15 protein-coding genes are annotated in these 19,903 nt (G+C 46.5%); 2 read left to right on the top strand and 13 right to left on the bottom strand.

Features of this window, described 5'->3' with window-relative positions; translation table 11 throughout:
• Window positions 1–39 precede the first annotated feature (39 nt).
• Window positions 40–690, top strand: coding sequence for a hypothetical protein (locus C12CBH8_RS05250; protein WP_215533703.1), 651 nt, complete (start codon window positions 40–42; stop codon window positions 688–690).
• A gap of 96 nt (window positions 691–786) precedes the next feature.
• On the opposite strand, the gene C12CBH8_RS05245 is transcribed toward C12CBH8_RS05250, so the two are convergent.
• From C12CBH8_RS05245 to C12CBH8_RS05235, 3 genes are read right to left on the bottom strand one after another with little or no spacing between them, the layout of a single operon-like run.
• A complete protein-coding gene (locus C12CBH8_RS05245; protein ID WP_090263372.1) occupies window positions 787–2,628 on the bottom strand; it encodes a heavy metal translocating P-type ATPase in 1,842 nt (613 codons plus the stop codon).
• A gap of 43 nt (window positions 2,629–2,671) precedes the next feature.
• Complete coding sequence (locus tag C12CBH8_RS05240; protein ID WP_090263374.1) at window positions 2,672–2,890, bottom strand: cation transporter; 219 nt, start codon at window positions 2,888–2,890, stop codon at window positions 2,672–2,674.
• A 43-nt stretch (window positions 2,891–2,933) separates the two neighbouring features.
• Window positions 2,934–3,293: an ArsR/SmtB family transcription factor gene (locus C12CBH8_RS05235; RefSeq protein WP_099321919.1), complete on the bottom strand. Its 360-nt coding sequence runs from the start codon at window positions 3,291–3,293 to the stop codon at window positions 2,934–2,936.
• A 201-nt stretch (window positions 3,294–3,494) separates the two neighbouring features.
• Between C12CBH8_RS05235 and ymfI the strand changes: the two genes are divergently transcribed.
• Window positions 3,495–4,235: an elongation factor P 5-aminopentanone reductase gene (gene ymfI, locus C12CBH8_RS05230; protein WP_215533702.1), complete on the top strand. Its 741-nt coding sequence runs from the start codon at window positions 3,495–3,497 to the stop codon at window positions 4,233–4,235.
• A gap of 12 nt (window positions 4,236–4,247) precedes the next feature.
• On the opposite strand, the gene C12CBH8_RS05225 is transcribed toward ymfI, so the two are convergent.
• The 10 genes from C12CBH8_RS05225 to C12CBH8_RS05180 form a co-directional block, all read right to left on the bottom strand.
• The gene (locus C12CBH8_RS05225) at window positions 4,248–5,180 is read right to left on the bottom strand and encodes a transglutaminase domain-containing protein (RefSeq protein WP_215533701.1); all 933 of its coding nucleotides are present in this window, start codon (window positions 5,178–5,180) and stop codon (window positions 4,248–4,250) included.
• Window positions 5,181–5,363: 183 nt separating this feature from the next.
• Window positions 5,364–5,783, bottom strand: a complete 420-nt coding sequence (locus C12CBH8_RS05220; protein ID WP_171846193.1) for an immunity protein YezG family protein — start codon at window positions 5,781–5,783, stop codon at window positions 5,364–5,366.
• Between the two features lie 14 nt (window positions 5,784–5,797).
• A complete protein-coding gene (locus C12CBH8_RS05215) occupies window positions 5,798–6,349 on the bottom strand; it encodes a DNA/RNA non-specific endonuclease (RefSeq protein ID WP_246441761.1) in 552 nt (183 codons plus the stop codon).
• Between the two features lie 5 nt (window positions 6,350–6,354).
• A complete protein-coding gene (locus C12CBH8_RS05210) occupies window positions 6,355–9,855 on the bottom strand; it encodes an ATP-binding protein (RefSeq protein ID WP_215533700.1) in 3,501 nt (1,166 codons plus the stop codon).
• A gap of 54 nt (window positions 9,856–9,909) precedes the next feature.
• Window positions 9,910–10,131 (bottom strand): hypothetical protein, encoded by a 222-nt coding sequence (locus C12CBH8_RS05205; protein WP_090263383.1) that lies wholly within the window; start codon window positions 10,129–10,131, stop codon window positions 9,910–9,912.
• Between the two features lie 26 nt (window positions 10,132–10,157).
• Window positions 10,158–10,409, bottom strand: a complete 252-nt coding sequence (locus tag C12CBH8_RS05200; protein ID WP_090263384.1) for a hypothetical protein — start codon at window positions 10,407–10,409, stop codon at window positions 10,158–10,160.
• Window positions 10,410–10,432: 23 nt separating this feature from the next.
• Window positions 10,433–13,183, bottom strand: a complete 2,751-nt coding sequence (locus C12CBH8_RS05195; RefSeq protein WP_215533699.1) for a hypothetical protein — start codon at window positions 13,181–13,183, stop codon at window positions 10,433–10,435.
• A gap of 34 nt (window positions 13,184–13,217) precedes the next feature.
• Window positions 13,218–14,333, bottom strand: coding sequence for an ATP-binding protein (locus tag C12CBH8_RS05190; protein WP_215533698.1), 1,116 nt, complete (start codon window positions 14,331–14,333; stop codon window positions 13,218–13,220).
• Window positions 14,334–14,370: 37 nt separating this feature from the next.
• Window positions 14,371–17,511 (bottom strand): hypothetical protein, encoded by a 3,141-nt coding sequence (locus tag C12CBH8_RS05185; protein ID WP_215533697.1) that lies wholly within the window; start codon window positions 17,509–17,511, stop codon window positions 14,371–14,373.
• A gap of 65 nt (window positions 17,512–17,576) precedes the next feature.
• Complete coding sequence (locus tag C12CBH8_RS05180) at window positions 17,577–19,835, bottom strand: Hsp70 family protein (protein WP_215533696.1); 2,259 nt, start codon at window positions 19,833–19,835, stop codon at window positions 17,577–17,579.
• Window positions 19,836–19,903 lie beyond the last annotated feature (68 nt).

Below are 19,903 nucleotides of genomic sequence, written 5' to 3'. Positions count from 1 at the left end.
TCATTGTAGCATTTTAAGATCTAGAAACGGAGTGTCTATATGGATCAACTGGTGTTGATTTTTTCTGTGGCCATTATTGTGGAGGCCCTCGTAGAATACACCAAGAGTGTCGTCTATATGTTTACCAGAGGTTGTATCAAATGTGGGATCATCCGAATCTGCGCCGCTGCTATTGGGATTTTATTGGCTCTTCTCACTGGCGTCGATTTATTTTCACAATTTAATATTCCCATCAGCCAGCCCTGGATTGGATCGGTTTTTACGGGTATTATCATCAGCCGAGGCAGCAATTATTTAAATGATATTATCAGTCGCTTGACCAACCCTACCTCTGCGGTTTCATCCGCTAAAGGAGAAGAGGCATCCAACAGTGACAATAGTATATCCAGCTCTGTACAGGAAAGCCCTTCCTCTTCCCTGGCTTCAGCAGCATCTGTACAGTCGGCTGCTACTTTTGTAAATCCATCTTTCAGCGCATCATCTACCCCTACTGTACAGCTATCGTCTCAAGATTCTCCTAGAGACTTGGATGTTACGGATAACGAATCAAATCAAAGTATTCCTCTGGGTCCCGACGATTTTCCAGAAGCTGTGGAAGCTGTAGACAATGACCATCAAACTGTTTTCCACACCGATTCCCAAGCAGATTCTAATGAAGACGATTCACTTGGGATTTCGGGTATTGATTGACTAAAGTACCTCCTTCTTAAACAAAATGGAGCCATTGGTTTTAACTTCCAATAGCTCCATTTTGTCTGTTTAAAGGGAGATTGATCCAGCTATTTTTTACGCCTTTAAAGCCCGCATCGCATTCAGGATAGCTATCACTGCCACACCAACATCGGCAAACACAGCCTCCCACATATTTGCGAATCCCAATGCTCCCAGCAAAAGAATGCATGCTTTTACTGCAAGGGCAAAGACAATGTTTTGATGTACAATACGTCTTGTCTTCTTCGAAATACGGATAGCATCTGCGATTTTAGAGGGTTGATCATCCATAAGAACAACGTCAGCTGCTTCGATAGCGGCATCCGATCCCATAGCCCCCATTGCGATACCAATATCAGCCCGTGATAAGACCGGTGCATCATTGATTCCGTCACCGACAAAGGCAAGGTTTCCCTTGGATGATTTCTGGGTCAGAAGCTTTTCCACTTCTTCCACCTTATCGCCAGGCAATAACTGGGTGTGTACTTCATCCAGACCCAATTCCTGTGCTACTTTTTCGCCAACTGCTTTGGCGTCTCCCGTCAACATAACGGTTCTTCGAACGCCCACTTTTTTCAGTTCTGCAATGGCCTTTGCCGCATCCGGCTTAATCTCATCCGAGATGACGATGTGACCTACATATCTGCCGTCCAAGGCCACGTGTACAGTTGTACCCAGCCGATGGCAGGGATGCCAGTGCACACCGATCTCCTCCATCAGCTTGTCGTTACCGACGCATACTTTATGTCCATCCACTTTGGCCTGTATCCCTCGTCCGGACAACTCCTCTACGTCCCCAATACGGTTGCGGTCGATATCCATTCCATACGCTTCCTTCAAGGACCGAGAGATGGGATGGTCGGAATAACTCTCCGCCAAAGCCGCCAATTCCAACAGTTTCGCTTCGGAACAATCGTCCGGATGGATGGCCGTTACGTTAAATACGCCCTTGGTCAATGTGCCTGTTTTATCAAAGACAACGATTTCTGCATGAGACAGTGTCTCCATGTAATTGCTTCCTTTGACTAGAATCCCGCATTTCGATGCGCCGCCGATTCCGCCAAAAAAACTAAGCGGTACTGAGATAACCAACGCACATGGACAAGAAATTACCAGGAAGATAAGGGCACGATGGATCCACTCCGACCATCCTCCGCCAAGCGCCAAAGGTGGAATAATAGCCAGAAGCACTGCCCCAATTACCACGATGGGGGTATAATACCGGGCAAACTTTGTAATGAAGTTCTCTGCTTTTGCCTTCTTAGCACTGGAGTTTTCCACCAGATCGAGGATTCTCGATACCGTAGATTCCCCAAATACTTTGGTAACGCGCACCCTCAGCAGGCCGCTCTGATTGATACATCCACTAATGACATCGTCCCCGGGTTCTACATCACGAGGGACTGATTCACCCGTCAATGCGGCGGTATCAATAGAAGAGTTACCTTCCAGAATAACGCCGTCTAAAGGGATACGTTCTCCCGCTTTGATGACAATGGTATCCCCGATTTTCACTTCATCTGGATCGACCTGCACCAATTTCCCATCTTGTTCTACATTAGCGTAGTCGGGTCGGATGTCCATCAGAGCTGAGATGGATTGGCGGGAACGTCCCACCGCATAATTTTGAAACCATTCTCCCACCTGATAAAACAACATTACCGCAATCCCTTCTGGGAATTCTCCCACACAGAAGGCTCCTACAGTGGCAATGGTCATCAGGAAGTTTTCATCAAATACCTGGCCGTGAGAAATATTTCGAATGGCTCTCCATACAACATCCCATCCCACCACAGCATAGGGAATCAGAAAGGCGATGAGACGGGCAACTCCCGTCAAAGGCAATAAGACCGCAGTAATAAACAGCACACCACTGATCAGAATGCGCGCCAGCATTTTCTTTTGCTTTTTGGTCATGCGAATTCATCTCCTCCATCAATCTTCCAGATGATCTCTTCCGTTATAAAATGATCTGACAGTCCGGTTCCACTTTCTTACAGGTCTTTACTACTTTTTTCATAATGCTCTCAAACTGGTCTTCATCAGCAGTTAAAGTCAACTTCTGCATCATAAAACTAACACTGGCATCTTGAACGCCATCCAATTTCTTAATGGCATCCTCCATCTTTTGCGCACAGTTCGCACAATCCAGATCCACCAATTTGTAACTTTTTTTCATGACAAAGCACTCTCCTTTTCAGAAATAAATTGTATCATAATCCTTACTCGCCGATGTGTTCCATTCCTTGTCCGATGATGCTTCTAACATGATCGTCTGCCAGGGAATAAAAAACTACCTTTCCTTCTCTGCGGAATTTAACCAATTTATTGTTTTTCAGAACTCGCAGCTGATGGGATACCGCTGTTTGGGTCAACTTTAAAAGCTGAGCGATATCTCCTACACACATCTCGGACTCAAATAAAACATAAAGGATCTTGATGCGGGTGGAATCGCCAAATACTTTAAAAAGCTCCGCCAAATCATACAGGATCTCATCTGCTGGAAGATAGGACGTCACACGTTCAACTACATCGTCGTGAGCGCACAAAAACTCCCCAGAGGATGCATTCTGTTCTTGCATTACGTTTACACATCCTTTCATTTGAACATCTGCTCATATGTTATACTATTCCAACCGCTTTGTCAAGAGTATTTTCTATCTTTTTTTAATTTAATCTTTTGTTCGTAAATCGTGCTATAATATACCAAAAAGGATAGCTGTTTTAAACAGCTATCCTTCGTGTAAATTCATCATCTATCCCAATGATATAGGAGTTTTCATATGAACAAAAAAAAAGGTACCGTTCTCATTACCGGGGCTTCCCGCGGCATCGGCAAAGCGACTGCCCGGCTGTTTGCTCTGAAAGGCTATCAAGTAGCGATTAACTATCATCAAAACAAAGAGGCAGCCCAACATCTTGCAGAGGAATTAAGTTCCATCAGTCCTGCATTGGCTATTGGGGCCGATGTATCCAACCGCACAGATGTGGACGCTATGGTTGATAAAGTACAACACTATTTTGGCCCTATCGATATCCTAGTCAATAACGCAGGTATCGCAAAACAAGGTCTCTTTACGGATTTCACTCCTGAACAATGGCAACGTATGTTCGATGTCAATATCACAGGGATGTTTCACTGTTGCCAAGCTGTCTTACCGGCTATGATCCACCAAAAGGCCGGAAAAATCATTAATCTTTCCTCTATCTGGGGAATAACCGGCGCCTCCTGTGAAGTTCCCTATTCGGCCACAAAAGCGGCTGTTATCGGTATGACCAAAGCCTTAGCCAAAGAACTGGGACCTAGTGGTATCCAAGTCAATTGTGTTGCTCCCGGCGTCATTGACACCGATATGAATGGAATGCTGGATAACGATACAATCCAGTGTCTTAAAGACGAAACTCCTCTGGGAACCATCGGTACCCCAGAGGATATTGCCCAAACCATCTTGTTCTTGGCCAGTGATCACGCTAAGTTCATCACTGGCCAGGTCATCAGCCCTAACGGCGGATTTGTCATATAACGGACATCAAATCTATTCTGCAATATCGTCCGGGAACATGTAGCTTTCAACCGCTCCATCATCCAAGAAATCTCCTCCGTTTTGAACCAAATAGTCCTCGACAAAATCGTACTGGAAACGCATTCCTCTCGCCCTGGGATAGTGGTCCTCCTCCCAGATATGTGTATTTCTCATAAAGCTGTCCGGCTGCATAAGCCCTCCGATAAATACACCTGGATCTTGGATCCCCCAAGTAGGATCTACGTGATAATACTGCCCATCCAGCTTCACCAGATCCCACATGTGTCCCATATGAAGATCTTTTTTTAGATACCCGCTGACACAAATGCATTCAATATTGGCTTCATCCATCAGTCTTTTGAACGCCCACGCCAGACCTCCGCAAATCCCTCTCTTTTCCACCAATGGGCCATAGGCTAAATGCGGTGCAGCATCAGAAGGAATCTCATTGGGCCGATCCCCTACTTCGTCGTAGGCCCGTTGATCGTAAACGCACTCCTGACTCAGATAGCTCAAGGCCAAAAATGGTTTTACAAACTGCGGTACTTTTGCATGACCTAAAATATTGTTCCAAATCGTCTTTGCTGCAAACTTAGTTTTACTTTGCAATTGTCTCAAATGAGTCGGAGGCAGGACATATTCATACGTTAAGAAGCATACAGTATCGGTGCTCATTTTCTCAAAGCTAAAGCTGTGAATTCGCCATTCACAGAGCCCTTCATATTGACTAAGCATACGGTCAAAAATGCTAGAAATTTTTTTTTGCAGCGCCGGTGGATCATCGGTGACAATAGCGCACTCCTTAGGGCCGCTTTTTTCCAACAGGCATTTGGCATCCCAGGAAGCATCGTCTACCATAATATCCTCCAGATTATTGGGGGCATTTTCTTGATATTGTAATGTGATATCGTAATCATAACTCAACTGAACAAGGCCTTTTTTCATATAGTTGGCCTCATAGCTGGAAAAAACGGCCAACAGACGCCGGTCTCTTTTGAATGCATTTTTGAATATTGTCTCCAAAGATCCTATGCATCGTTCCAACCGAACAAATGGTTGTCTATTTCTTAAAGCCGTATATAATGTCTCTTCTGGGGATACAAAAAAAGCCATGGGAGTCTCCCTCTTTTAATCTAGACTTTTGCTTTGCCAATCTTGAATATATCGTGCATCATAATAATCAATGGTATTGTAGTCGTATTGCGTGGAGAAGCTTCCATCCGACTGCATGCGAAACGTTATGCTTTGCCAGTCGTCACCACACGATTTGCAGTATTCCTGCATTGCGGCACATATATCACCTAGATCCAATACAGCATCTTCCAGCGTCTCATTGTCCCATACTTTTTCCATAAGGTCAAGATAATCACCGCCGCCTTGTGCATCGTATAGGATCTGTTGATGGGGGACATGATCCTCCCCCTCTAAGAAATATCCCATTACCACATGATCCCAATTGTCTGGCAACAGGGAGAATAATAGATTGCCTATCCTCTCATAAAATTCCTGGAGGCGCTTTGGATCCTCGTGAATTTGATTGCTTTTCAAACCATCACCAGCCTTCAACTGTTTTTAAAACGCCGGACTTCACGATAAGAATATCCCGTTTCATCGGTCACTTGATACCGGACGATAATCTCAGAAGGACGTTGGCTGTCTTTTTCATACTTGCATCGAATCTTCACATCCACTGTACTTCCGTCCTCCACTTTATTGGCCCATTCATTTTCCATCTTTTTGTATTCTCCCCGATTGAGATGACGATCCATCGGCACAATGTTATCCACTTTTTCCGATCCACCAAAGCGTCTGGCAATGAGATGACCGCCGTCATCCTCCATTTCGCGGCTCTCTCCACCGGCCTTGCTTTGATGGGTCGGATTTATTTTTCCCTTTTCCAGCCGGATCGTCCCTTCACATTTTTCAATGCGTCCCAATTTGTCGGTCTCATATCGGTACTGGTTCGCTTCGTATTTCTCATCCGGTTTTAATGAATAGGTACTCTCAAAATGATCGGCCATCTCCTTTTTGAGACGATCTTTTTCTGCTCGCGTCTCAGAGGACTCGAACTCTTTATAGTCCTCACAATCGTTTTCTGTAATTTCCCGTTTCATATCTTTTACCGCTTCCCCTTATGTGCCGACGGCTGAAAGAATTTAATGGAATTCAAATAATCCAAAGCATTGGCGTACCGGGCATCCCCGTCTTTGCGAAGCATCATTTTGGTGGCATATCGCTTGAGCATCTTGCCGTATAACATCCAGAAGCATTCCGAATCGGTGGGGTTGAGCGGCCAACGATAAGCCTTCTGTGGTTCACACTCCTCGGGCATGTATAAGTATCGGCAGATACCGGAACGGATGTCCTTTTCCCACCTCAAGACAATACGAGTCTCTTTGGGCGTCAGTTTGGTATCCATAAGGTCAAACTTCTTATTGACCCCTTCCAATGGGAAAATCCGCATGACGCTATCCAGACGCAGAAAGTCAAAGATAAAATCCAGAAAAGTCCTTTGCAAATCCTTGAAGCTATTGGCCCGGATAAACTGCTGGTTATTCTCAAGATAAATCTGTACTTCATCCAACATCTCCTGCTGCTTTGACCTCGGTAACGTCGGTTTTAATGCGCTGCTTTCTTTACAAAGTATGTTCAGAAGCTCTTGGACATCCATATAGATGCTTTTGGCTTGACCTTCTAATAGATTATGATACATAAGCTGTACTACAGCGCCCTGAACCTTTGTGAATACCCCTTTATTTAAAACAGGTGCAGCTTTGGCACGATATCTCTGATCCCAAATATCTCCCATTTTCGCCAATAAGGTATCGGTCCAACCGGCGTGGAAAATAGCTGCAACGCCCACATCCAATCGGCTCAGTTCTCGGATTTGTTCCTCCTTGAGACTTAGGGATGCACCAACTTCCTGACAATCGTCTTTCGCCGGCAAGCGCATGACGATTTTAATGGCGGTATTTTTAATCGCAGTAGGATCCACCGCTCCTGGGGACTGGTCAATAATCAGAAATCCCTCTCCTGCACTGCGCATTTCAGCGATACACCGACAGAGGTTCCCGACAGCCGCTCCCTGAACATTGCCAGATTCCACATTGGTTTCCTGAGAACATCGCTTCAAAATATTATGGGCTTCCTCCAGTACAGTGACATGAATCAGCTTGCTGTTGGGCTGTGTACTTGCTGTCTTTCTGAAATTTCTGAGCTTGATGATGAGGATCCCCATAATGAGAGAACGGGTTTCATCCGAGCCGATGCTGCTCAAATCCACAATGGTGTTTTCGTTGAAAAGTGTTCGATCCGGGATCCCACTGCTGCAACCGAAAATTTGTCCTTCAAACCCGTTGCAAAGGGATGAAATTCGATTGAGCAAAGCCCCCTTATAATCCCCCTTGGTTTGAGCCGAATAAGGGGAATGATCGATAATGCGTTCTAACACTGGAACCAGATCCTGAAAGGTGGGGAATCGACTGCCCTTTTCTACAATTCGCTCTGAATGTTCCAAATCCCATCCGTGATCGATGTACACCTGTTCAAAAGCCTTTTTCAGCAGTCCCGGCATGGCCCCGTACAAAGGCCAGCAGGCGCTTACCACCTGCAACACTTGATCCAGATGTTCCCGAATATGGATACCCGAACTAAATTCAAAGGGATTCATTTGAAGCAACCGGTAGGGGGACTCATCGGCTGTAAAAATATTGACGTTCGGCAACCCGGCGAATTCAATTTTGTATTCGCCTTTTGCGGGTTCGATGACCAAAAAAGGGATTTTATTTTCAATCATTTTTTCCAGGAGATTGTAGGTCGTATTGCTTTTACCGGATCCGGAAGCCCCACAGATAAAAGTGTGAGAAGCAAAAGTGTCTAGATCCAAAAACGTCTGGGTCTTTTCCTCTTGGCCCATGTGGTATACGTTTCCAAACAGAATAGGACGCTTCACTTTCTTTTTCCATTTTTCCGGGATGTTTCGACCAAATTCCGCCATACTATCCACCACAATGCCCGGAACCGATTTGCGAGGCAATGCCATTAAAGTCGGGATTTCCTTGCCGCTGATCATCATGGCGGGCGTCACTTTTTCCTTTTGGAACACCGAACGAGTTCTGTTTCCAGACGCATCGGTGGTTTCCTCCAGTATGGCCAAATCGATGACCGGATGGTGTAAATACTCTAGATACTCCAATACTTTTTCACGTTCAGCTACATTGGTGGCATCCCACTGATTGCAGTAGGCTCTGGGTGCGGCTTGAGAATCGCCCGCCAACAATGCCGCTAAAGTACTGGTACCCATATTGGCTGTAGCCACGTCATCGGTAATCAGATAACAACAACTGTTCCACATGCCAAAGGTCTGGCTCATGTTGATACGCTTGATGTGTTCCTCCAGCTTGGAGAGTAAATTTTGTACTGCTTTGTTATCCCGGTTAATGGTCAGGGAACTGTTGCTTCCCACAGAGCTTCCTGTCCCTTGGCTATCTCCCGAACCCATTGCTTCTGAAGTACTCTCCCCCGTGCTATACCCTTGATTGGTCCCGGTGGAAGAACTTGTACTGCTGGAAGTCCCGCTCCCGCTGTTAAAGTGCATATTGAACATTCCATATCCACTGCCGCGGTTATAGCTGCGCCCGTTGGAAATGCTGGCTGTATGGGATGTGCCAAAGGACCTTGAAATACTCCTTCCAACGGAATAATTGATGTTACTGGATATGGAGTAATTGACGGTGTCCGACTGATTCTCACCATAGGAGACGGTTTCTTTTGCATAAGGTGACAGGCAGGTATATAGATTCTCAAGTCCTTCCCGGCAATCATCCATAGCATCCGGCGAAACGCATTGAGACAAAATGACCAAAGTATACTTGTGCCCATTCATAGCGTCAATGAATTTTTCGCATCCTTGGGCGCTCAATTCCCGATCCTTCTGAAGCTCCTCTTCCCGTCGGCTGGGAATCATACTCAGAGAACGAACCGTCCGTCCCGCAGGAAAGGAGCCTTTCGGGCCACAGGAATTGAGCAACGTATTCTTCTCCGGCTCAGATAATTGTGTGATCTCACAGCCGGGGAAATGTCCTTTTAAGTTGCCGGATAACAGTTCGCCTGCAATCCTGCTGTTTCCGCTGGTATTGGTGCACAAGTAAAGACGTACGCTATTGCCGTCGCTTTGCAGGATCAGAGCCGTCACGCCGCCAAAACTGTTGAGGGCCGAATATACGCTGACCAGCTTCTCATAGGAATTTTCCTCTTCATTGTACATCAGCTTGGTGATTTGATACACGGCAATTCCCGTACGATTGCACTGCAACGGATCCAGTTTATCGACCACACTGGTATAAAGGCAATCCTTACCGGCAGGGGACAGCATTTCCAAATGCCTGCTGTTGACATACACCCCCACAATACGCAAATCATTCTGAAGGACATTGAGCTGATGGGCGTCCATCAACAATTTTTTTGCTTTTTTCTGCTGTTTACTATCGGGTGTAGCCATGGGCTGAATGGTCCTTTTCCCTCCGGTAGGCAGCGGTGAACCTCCCCCGTTTCCAGCAGAAGGCTGTGGGCGTCTCGCCGCTCGGTGACTGGTTCCAGTGGATGTTGCATTGTTTGGCATAGGATTCACCCCTCTTTTTCTAAAAAATGCTCTTTCAAAGTCCAAGCCCCGACATCACCTGGTTTTCCGCAAAACCTTGGGTCCGATGCTGGGTTCCCCCTCTTCGTCATCGGTGGCATCTACCTGATCTGTGGTATCATCTACTTCCATCACTTGATCCAGTTTCGCATCAAAAGCTTCTTTTTCCTCGTCGCTCATTTCGTCATAGCCTCTTCGCTGACGCAGCTCTTGGCTTACGGCATCGTATTCTTCCTTGGAAACCACTTCTTTTTCCAAAATGCCTTCCTCCTATCCTCTCATCTTTACCGGATATTTTCATCGTCGTCATCCTCTAAGCTATGGGGATGACCGTCGCCGCGTTCTCTTTCTTCCCTCTCATCACCATCGTCTGCATCAGTCTGATCGGTTTTATTATCCACTACAGCCACTTGATCGATCTTCTCGTCAAAATCCTTTTTCTCCTCGTCGCTCATCTCATCATACCCGTATTTCTCTTCCATCTTGGAACGAAATTCATCATACTGTTCCTTGGAAACTTTTCTTGGACCTGCCATAAAAGAACCCCCATATCTATCAATTAATCATCCCGGCGTTTTCCAAAAAGTCCGCCCAATTTATTGGTTAAACGTCCGGCGAAGCCTTGTTTCCCACCCTTTTTCTCAGCTTCTTCAAGCATTCCAGCCATCTTTCTCTTTACTGCGTCGTCATACTGGTTGAGTCGAAGTACTTGATCGATCAGTCCTGGCTTATAGAAATGAATCAACATATCACGCAGGACGTCATCCGTCGTATCCTGAACCTCTTTTACTTGACTGCTCGTCCTGCCTGGAATTGTAAATTTACAAGTGGTGGCTTCGCACAGGGACATCAGGTTTTCCGCCAGACGTCTGCCTTTGGAATGATCCAGAACAGCGGAAAGGTAACAGTCGGCATAATTGTATCGGAAATTCTGTCCGCTCCCTTCAAAGAGGCACAGCACTGTCAGATGCAATTCACTGTCATCCCCAAAATCAGCTAATTTTTCTACAATGTCTTGAAAATAGTCCTGCTGACAAAAATTAGAGTCCACTACAACACAAGCTTCCAGAATCTCCGCGGCGGCGGCTATGATGTCAGAAGCACTTCGTTTGTGCTCCACCGCTCTCTGAAAACGGTATAACATCGAACTGCGGCTGCTCGTTCCTAAGCCTTTCGCCCAAGCATCCATCTCTCCATAGATTTTGGGATCCAGGCGGGATGATTTATCGTAAGGCAGCTTGCTGTCCAACGCGAGAAAGATCGTCTTTTCCGTGTCCTTGCTCATGCGCATATTGCGAACAGCTTTTTGGATCAATTCAGCATCCTCCGGCTGAGAAACCTCAATCCATTTGCGATAGAATTGAACACCGGTGTCACGTCCTGCACCCATTTCCTGAATGGCTTCCCGGAAAGCTTGATACAAGGCGCCGTCGCATCTGCCGATGGATGCCATCCGCGAAGTTAAAAGCTGTTCGATTAGCTGGATATCCACTTTGCCGCAACGGCAGAGATCCCGGCAAAAGGATACCACATCTGAACCGTTGGCGGCCATGACGATATCCCACCACTTGGCTGCATCACAGATATTTCTCTTTGTGAGGAAATCGGCCACCGAAATACACATGGAATTAAAAACTTGACTGTTGGAACTGACGTTTGCAAGCTGATTGTGCAATCTCTTTTTATCTTTCAATAAGACTACCATGCTGCGGCATACAAAGGAATATTGTGTGCTGTTTTGCATCATAGCGGACAGGTCCATCTTATTTTGGCGCAAGGTATAGAAAAACATCTCTAATAGAATGTCCGTCGCCTCCGGACCAGCAGCTTCTAATTGCTTGGTATAGATGGAAAGTTCCGTATCGTTAAAAAGGTCATCCAGCACAGCCGCTACCAGGCTATCCATAGAAGAACTCTTTAAGGCTGTCCAAGTCCGCCCCAGCTGCAAAGCCGAGGTGGAGAGATGGGTCAGACAGTACTGAAGCTTGTCGGCCACGATTCCGATGATATCCTTTTCCCGGTGCAGACGCAGTGACAGCTTCCACAGAATCTGCAACAGCAAAAGATTATTCTGCTCATCCTCATCGGCCATTTTTGCGTAGACAGAAAGGGCTTGATCCAGCAGATATCCATTCAAGACGTCGTTATTGATTTCTCCGAATTGGCTTAGCGTATTGATGTGAGCAATTGTGGAGGAATACTTCCAGGTATCCGCCTTATGGTTGGAATCCAGAAGATACTGAAAAGCGTCATAGAGCTGTGGAAGCGATGGCGTCACCTCTGTCAGCGATAAGCTGGGCAACACATAGCTGCAAAAATCCTGGATATCTTCTCCATATTCCACAGCCGCCTGATAATAGGGATGGCTTATGGAAGAATCCGGTGTGAAGGAAACCTGTTTACTGATGCCGTCCAGCACGACAAAATTGCTTGCAGGCATCGGTTTGAGAGAAACGCAATAATTATCTTTGGGATGATACCCTACTATCATACAGTAAGGATGCCTCTTTAGTGCTAGACTCCGGTTGGCAACGGGATAAAACTTGCCGGAGGCATCGGTATAATAAAAAAGGCTGTTGTCAGTTTGCATCCCTAATTTAGAGCAGTTGGTATTAAAACTGATGTTCCGAGCCATCTTGGATGAGAAAGCATATTCAATGGCCGCAATCCAAAGCTCCACGTTTTCTGGTGTATCCTTAACGAGCAGGACCTTTCGTTCCTCCTCCGGCTTACCGTATTCATGGACAAGAAACCAGATGGCTGCTTTTACAGCTTCTTTTCTTCCATCACGGACAAAAGCTGCCGCCTTCTCCATGGTAATCTTTCTCCCCACGGGTTTCTCAGAAACCTGGGGCAAATAATCTGGGACGGCATCCGGCGGCGCATCTAAATAATAGTCGTTTTCTGATTTTAAATGTGCATCCCATGTTGTCGATCCAAACCATTCGCAGGGATATCCCTCTATTTCTCCCACCAGGCACTGTTTCATATAGGTACCGGAACGATGGGTTTTCCCGTTGGGACGAGGTGTTTTACAGTGAGGCCTCTCATATTCAAAGCTGAAGGCATAGACGCCTGGTTTTAAAACCATATATTCGTATGAATGGAACAGTCCAATTGGAGACGTCTCATTGGAGCCGTTTTTAATAGCCAGTCTGGCTTGCAGATAATCAAAGCTCTCTGGATCCTGTTGGTCAAAGAGTTCCGGACTCATGGAAAAAACGCCAAAGCCCTCGTTGCGGACAACCTGCCCTTGATTCTTTAAATCCCGATGGGGAAAACATCGAGTGTACACAAGCTGATTTAGCATAAAGAGCCCTTCCTTTCAAAAATAGCGTGTACCGTTACGATAAGACGGGAATAATGCCCTCTTTGGATAGCATCCACATCAGCGGATCCAACACTCGATGCGGTATTATCTTGCTCAACTGGTTGTCACCGGTCGGCGGCTGGCCAAAACTGGACACGCCAAAAAATCGCACTCGTCCTTGGCGAAAATTGGTGTCGATGGCTGCTAAGAAAGTGGATTCTCCTTGGGCCTCCAGCCAGTCTTTGATTTCAGCATCCACAGCATCGCTGTCGGCTTTGACGAATCCCTTCCGGTTGAGATGGGGACTGGGCTGTGTGACGGTAGCGCTTCCAAAACTATCTTTTACTGCATCCATCTTTGTAAACACCACTGCCACGTCCCGGTCAATCAATGCACCCGGGCGGAGTCCACAACTTTGACGGATGTAATCGGCAATACCGTCCACCATGTTGGCCGAAGCGTCCATGTCATGCTGGGCGGTAGTGGACCACCGCAGGACATCCGGTGAGATCGAGTTGCAGACCCCCGGTAACGCCAGCGGATCAATCAGCACGACCAAAACCTTGGATTGGGAAATATAGCGGCTGATGACTGGATTGATATTTTCACAATCTTCTCCAGCGCCGTCAAAAATGGTCATGGAATAAGATGCGATCTTTTTATCGGACATTTTACTGCGGTCACGGATACGCCACTGCTGAGGCTGGGGCGGTGTTCCAGGAGGTGTGGCGGGAACCGGTTGACGTTGATCGTACATGGCTCTCACATTATCCTGAAAGATTGTACTGGTATTGTTGTCCATAGGGGCTATTACCAAAGGTGATCCCGACGTATGACGAAGCTCATGAAGCATAGCGGTGAGAAAATTGGTTTTGCCTGCCCCTGTGATTCCCAAGATACTGAAGCGCAGATACTTGGAATAGTCCAAGATATCCGGCGGTAAGCTGGCGTTGCAATGACTACAAGTTCTATCGCTGGCCAAAGTGTTGTGACAGCCGGCGTTTTTACACTTCGGGATCTTTTTTAGCATGACATCCATTTTAGATGGAACAACCTCTGTCCCGCACATAGGGCACACAAACTTTACATCCTTATCCCGCAGCTCCGATAAGCAGTACGGACACAATACATTCGAATGTAATATTGCCACGATTTTAGCACCTCCATTTTAATAACAACAATTTTCTTTAAGATTGCGGTACCTTCAGACTGGATAAGTCGCTGCAAACAACCTCATATTCCGCCCTATCGTTATCCGAAATCATCAGGCGGATTTCCGTCTTAGGATCAATGCTTTCCCAAGTAGAATCGGGAAATGAATAAACATATTTCCCATTTGAAAGTCCATTCTCTGATTCCGGTATCAAGTGCAGCACAACGGTCTTTGGATCTTGTAACTTCATAGGAATGTGGCCGTCCGAACGATACACCAATTTCATCTGTGGTATCTCCGGGGCATCGCTTTGGACAATCAACTTACAATTTTTAGGTTTCTTCCTGCTGGAAAAGAACCCGGCTGAAGCCCACTCCAGATGATAAGAAATCTTTTCTTTTGGTTTATTGCTCAGCTTAATACGGGATGGTTCAGAATAAACCACCGTTCCATTGGGCATTTTGTACTGGCCAATAACAGAAATATATAAGTTCTCTTCCGGAAGGCGATTTACCACAATCATACCGTCTTTTTCATAGTTGGATCTTGAAATCATTAGAAGATTTCTCTCTTTGGCATCCTCTTGCGCCGCCCACGGGATGGAAGGCCCTGTCTTGACGGCGGCTATGTAATGGATTGCTTCCAAATACATGGGGAGTTTTTGCAAAACAATTTTAAGCATATTGTTTTCAATCCTAGTTTCCGACCGGTTGATTTCGCATTTTTCCACGCTGGATACGCGGATAATATCCGAAATTACGCCTTTGGAACTGGAGGCCGATACGATAGCCAAATTGCAAGACGTATGAGGAGGCAACTCAAACTGACAGGAACCATCGGTATTGGTTGCGCTGGCAAATGCTTTGCCTCTCCCCAGTACGGATAACAGATCTGACATATGAAACAGTTTGCCGATCTGATCCCTTGAGACCGAATTTTTGACTTCTCGGATGAGAATCATACGCCGGACATTCTCCACATTTTTCCATGAGACAGTGGCAGTCTTTCCCCTCATCTGAATGGTTACATTTTGTACAGCTACAGGAGCGGCTTCCGGCATCAGCATCGTTGTAATGCCACGGCTGAACCGGAATCCATTCTGGTAGGGATAAATACACTGCAAACGGTAACCGTACCGGACATTGTTTTGTACATTGCAATCTTCAAAATTTGTCGAAGCGCCGCTCACCACCACCGTGGCATCCCGGCCTGGCGCTTCTCCCGGTATAGCATTTTGTGCCCGCAGGATCCGAACTCCTTGGCAATTTGTCGGCAAAGACCATCTAAAACAACATCTTCCGTTTTCCGATACCGCTTCCAATTTGCTTTCGTCCAGTTCACTGTAGTTTACTACTTCACAGGTAGCGGCAGGAGAATATACACCATATCGGCAGGCAAATACACCATATCCATAACTGACACCCGGTTGAATGGATTCATCTCTGTATTCCAGTGCATTGAGATCCTTCGCTAAGATCTCTCCATCTGAATACTGGCTAGGAATGCCATTCTTCTTGCGTACTACCTGATAGGTCACGCCGCTGTCACCGGCAGCAGTCCAGCTTAGAATGCATATCAGTTTTGAAGTATTTTGTGTAGCAGCCTGCAGATTCTGCGGCATCCTTGGCGGATAAGATCTCAATTGATCCAATGCAGGCTGATAATCCTTGACAATGCGGAGAACTTCCATACATCGATTTGCCGCATCGGCTGGAGAAATCGATGGCAAAGGCATTCGTCTTTTTGCCTCCTCCAACTTCTCCTGGATCAGTTTTCGTTGCGTATCTAACCTGAGCTGCGGCATAGTGGATGCAATCAAATGAAGCTTCTTTTGGGCTTGGGAAAATAGATTCCCTGCAATAAGAGCTTGTAATTCGTCCAAAGGCTTTTGGTAACGATCGCTTTCCTCTTTGACTTGTTTCTGAAGCGATGCTAGTTTGGGATGTCCAGGATAGGCATTCTCCGCAAGGGAAAGCTGTCTTCTCGCTTCAGACAGATCCATCTCTTTTAAAGCAAACTGAGCGGCTTTCAAATAATCCTCAAAAAACTGCATCTCAGAGAGTTGGAAATTGCATAAGCATCGATCAGCTGACGTTGGAACCTTTCGCCCACATTTTGGGCATTGGGTATAAAGTGAAGCGCCACAGGCCGCGCATCGAGCCTTTTCCGCTTCTTCGTGGGTGCGGAACTGGGCAGGTGTATGACACACGCCGCAGCTGACATGGATCAGAGCCTCGATCGGTTCATAAGGATCTTGTGCAATGCCGGCCTCTTGATTATAGAGAGCCAGAGCTAAGTTATAATCCGGAAAACTTTTTTGAATGGTTCCAATACAGGTATCGGCGAAATATCGGTCCCGTTTAAAGTCCTCCGGCGCACTTTTTAACAGAGCAAAAAATTCTTTTAATTTATTTCGCTCCAGAGATTGATCGTACTTTTTCCGGTTTGCCTCCGAATCAAATACCTGGCTTGTGCCTGCGGTAAAAAGATCCGCAAGCAGATGTCCTTGAGCACTCATATCACTGGCTAGACGAGCCGACCAGCTATCCATAATGCCGTGCAACTCCGCCGTCCGCTTCCGGTGAAAACTAGTGCGGTCTTCCTCCCCTCCTCCGCTGAGAAAACAAGCCAGATCATACAGATCCGTCACGTTGGACGTCCAAGGATACTGGGGGATAGTCATCTTCCGCAATTGATCTAATTTATCACAGATATTATTAAAAATAACAGTGGAGAGAAATGCTTCATTCAAGCTTATGGTAGCATTTCGTTTTTGGATTTCAAAGCCTTTCTTCTTGTAGATCTCCTCCACCGTTTTAATGGACAATTTGAGTTTTAAAGAAACGTTGCGTATTTGTGCACCGGTAACCTCCATCGTCCCGGACTGGCCCATCAATAAAATATCAATCAGCTTCTCCAACTGTTGGATACGCTGTTCCTTTAAGGCCCTTGCCTCTTGATTTCGTAATTTGGTATCTTTTAACAAGTCAGAAATGGCATTGTATTGACTTAGTTCATCCGAAATAGCGGTTCTTCTTGTGGCAATGGTCTCATTGGCAAGCATATCTTCCATCCGCTTTTTCCAGTTATCGAGGGCCAGCTGCATCTTGCGTTCATTTCGTTCAGGTGGATCAAAATCCAGACCTAACATTTCAAAATAATTTTTTCGTTCCATGCCCTACTTCCTTTCTAGAAAATCTGCCTGCCCTTTCTCTCCGATCGACACACAACTGCGCAATCTCAACACTCATCCACCGCTTCCCAAGTGTCAACCTGCGTCTCTGAACCGGCTTTTCCTCGTTTGCCTCCCGACCCGCCGCCGATCTCCTGCGCGATTTTACCAAAACTTTTTGTCAGTTCACTTTGGTTGACCAACATGGATTTGACATCTCCAGAGCTAATATCCCGAAGAAACTGTTTATCAGCCGACCCGAACCCGATACCTGTAATATCAATGCCCTGCTGATGGCAAGATTTCGCTGCTCGGATGGCCCGATTCTGGTATGACCATACGCCGTCGGCCAGGACAATGGCCATATTTTTACTATCGCATCGGGAAAGCATCCGGCTGATATCGTCAAAGGGATGGCCGTCGTTGCATACTCCCGTCATGCAGCTTCTGATGGACCGGATCGAACTTTTGCATCTTTTTAAATCGCTGGTCAGATTCTGAACAATCTTGGATCGATCCGATACTGCGATAATTCCAATTTGGACATCTCCGGGGTAATCGTCAAACTGATCCACAAAATGGCACATAGCGTCTAAAGCGTCTTGAATCGGCTTGCCCGACATGCTTCCGGATACATCCACCGCCATCACCAAGGAAAGCGGTTCCATTACGGGAGCCATCTCACTTGGATCAATGGGACGTCCGTATTTGCTCATATCGTCTGGTACAGGCTCCTCGCGAATGGGTAAATCAAAACGATCCTTCTCTTGGCGGGCCTGTACATGAACCATGCCGTTAACATCATAGCTATACTGGATGCGGATCAAGGTGGGGTTGTGTGCTCTGTCATGATGGATGCCAGACACCACATACTTACCGATGATCTGGCATTCCAGCGGCGCTTTTTCCCCCTGCAAAACGTAAATTTCCAATTCGTTTTCTTCTGTGGAAGATGTATAATAATGAAATGCCCGCGCACATTTTACAGGGATCTTCTGATTGGCCGGTACAATGGTCTTGTTAATATAATACGTTCCCTCCGCATTGACGGCAATAATTCCCATGGCATGGGCTACAACATCCACATGGTTCATGCACAAAGCGTTTTCCAGTGTGGTCTCTTTCCCTACCGTTCTAGGAAGAGGATGCTGCGGAGATGGCTTGGAGGAAGGTTCAGACGGCTTCTTGGAAGAAAACAGACGAAATCCTGTTTTCTTTTTATTTTCCATCTCCTGAGGAGCCATGGTCAATACGCTGTATTCCGGAAGCGGCAAATGCACTTGAATCGCCGCACCCAACGCTACGGCTTCATCGGGATTGACTTGGGACAATGGGGTGTGTCCGCTCACGCTTTTGAGATATGTGGATACCTGGCGCATCCGTGTCGATCCGCCTACCAGCAGGATATCAGTGATATCTTGCCATCCGATGCCCAGCCCCTTGAGTAAATTTTCGCACAATGCACCCGTCCTCTGGATTAAGTCGGTAGTGCTTTGGTCAAACTCTTCCAATGTTACAGAGGTTCCATACCATCCGTATCCCGGCAGATTGATGCGCGCAGAAGCGGTATTTCGTGAAGTCAATTGTTTTTTAACGCTTTCCGCCATTTGACTGATGACCTGTCTCACTTGAGGATATTCGCTGGTTAAAACACCTGTATCCGACGCTACCCTGGCCTCCAGCAATGCGCAAATACGTGCATCCCAGTCCTTGCCGCCCAGGGTATGGTCTCCTGTGGTTTGCAGCGACTCCATTTGTCCGTCTTTTTTCATCTGCACCAATGTGACGTCAAAAGTTCCTCCGCCTAAATCATACACAAGAACACGCGCATTTTCTCTCCAGTGATTAACGCCGTAGTTCATGGCAGCTGCCGTAGGTTCGTTGATAATCTGCCGGATTTTGAGACCGGCTTTTTTGGCCGCATTGATCGTGGCTTGGCGTTCTTTATGGTAAAAATAAGCGGGGACCGTTACCACCGCTTCTTCCACTTTCTGACCAGTGACCTTTTCTGCCTCCTCTTTCAGGTGCTTCAAGAGAATGGCCGACAAATCTTCCGCCGTATAGCTCTTTCCATAAAAGGTACAGTACGTATCGTTCTTTCCCATGCTGCGTTTGAATACCGAAGTGCAGCCCGATTCTCCTGCCTCAAACGCCTCTTTCGCCTCAGCTCCTACGATGATATCTCCATCCTCAGTAAACTGGATGACCGATGGAGTAATGCGTTCGCCCATGGAGTTCGGGATAATAACTGGTATCCCCTTTTGTTTGTCTATCATAGCCACAGCAGAAAAGGTGGTGCCCAAATCAATTCCTATCTTGATTCCCAATGTGGTTTCCCTCCCAACTGCAAAAAAAGCTGTACGGGCTCCCTTTGCACAAAATATCACAAAAAGGG

The sequence above is a fragment of the Solibaculum mannosilyticum genome (assembly GCF_015140235.1).
Taxonomy (GTDB): domain Bacteria; phylum Bacillota; class Clostridia; order Oscillospirales; family Acutalibacteraceae; genus Solibaculum; species Solibaculum mannosilyticum.
The sequence above is the reverse complement of the archived record's forward strand: the minus strand, read 5'-3'. Positions and strand labels throughout refer to the sequence as shown.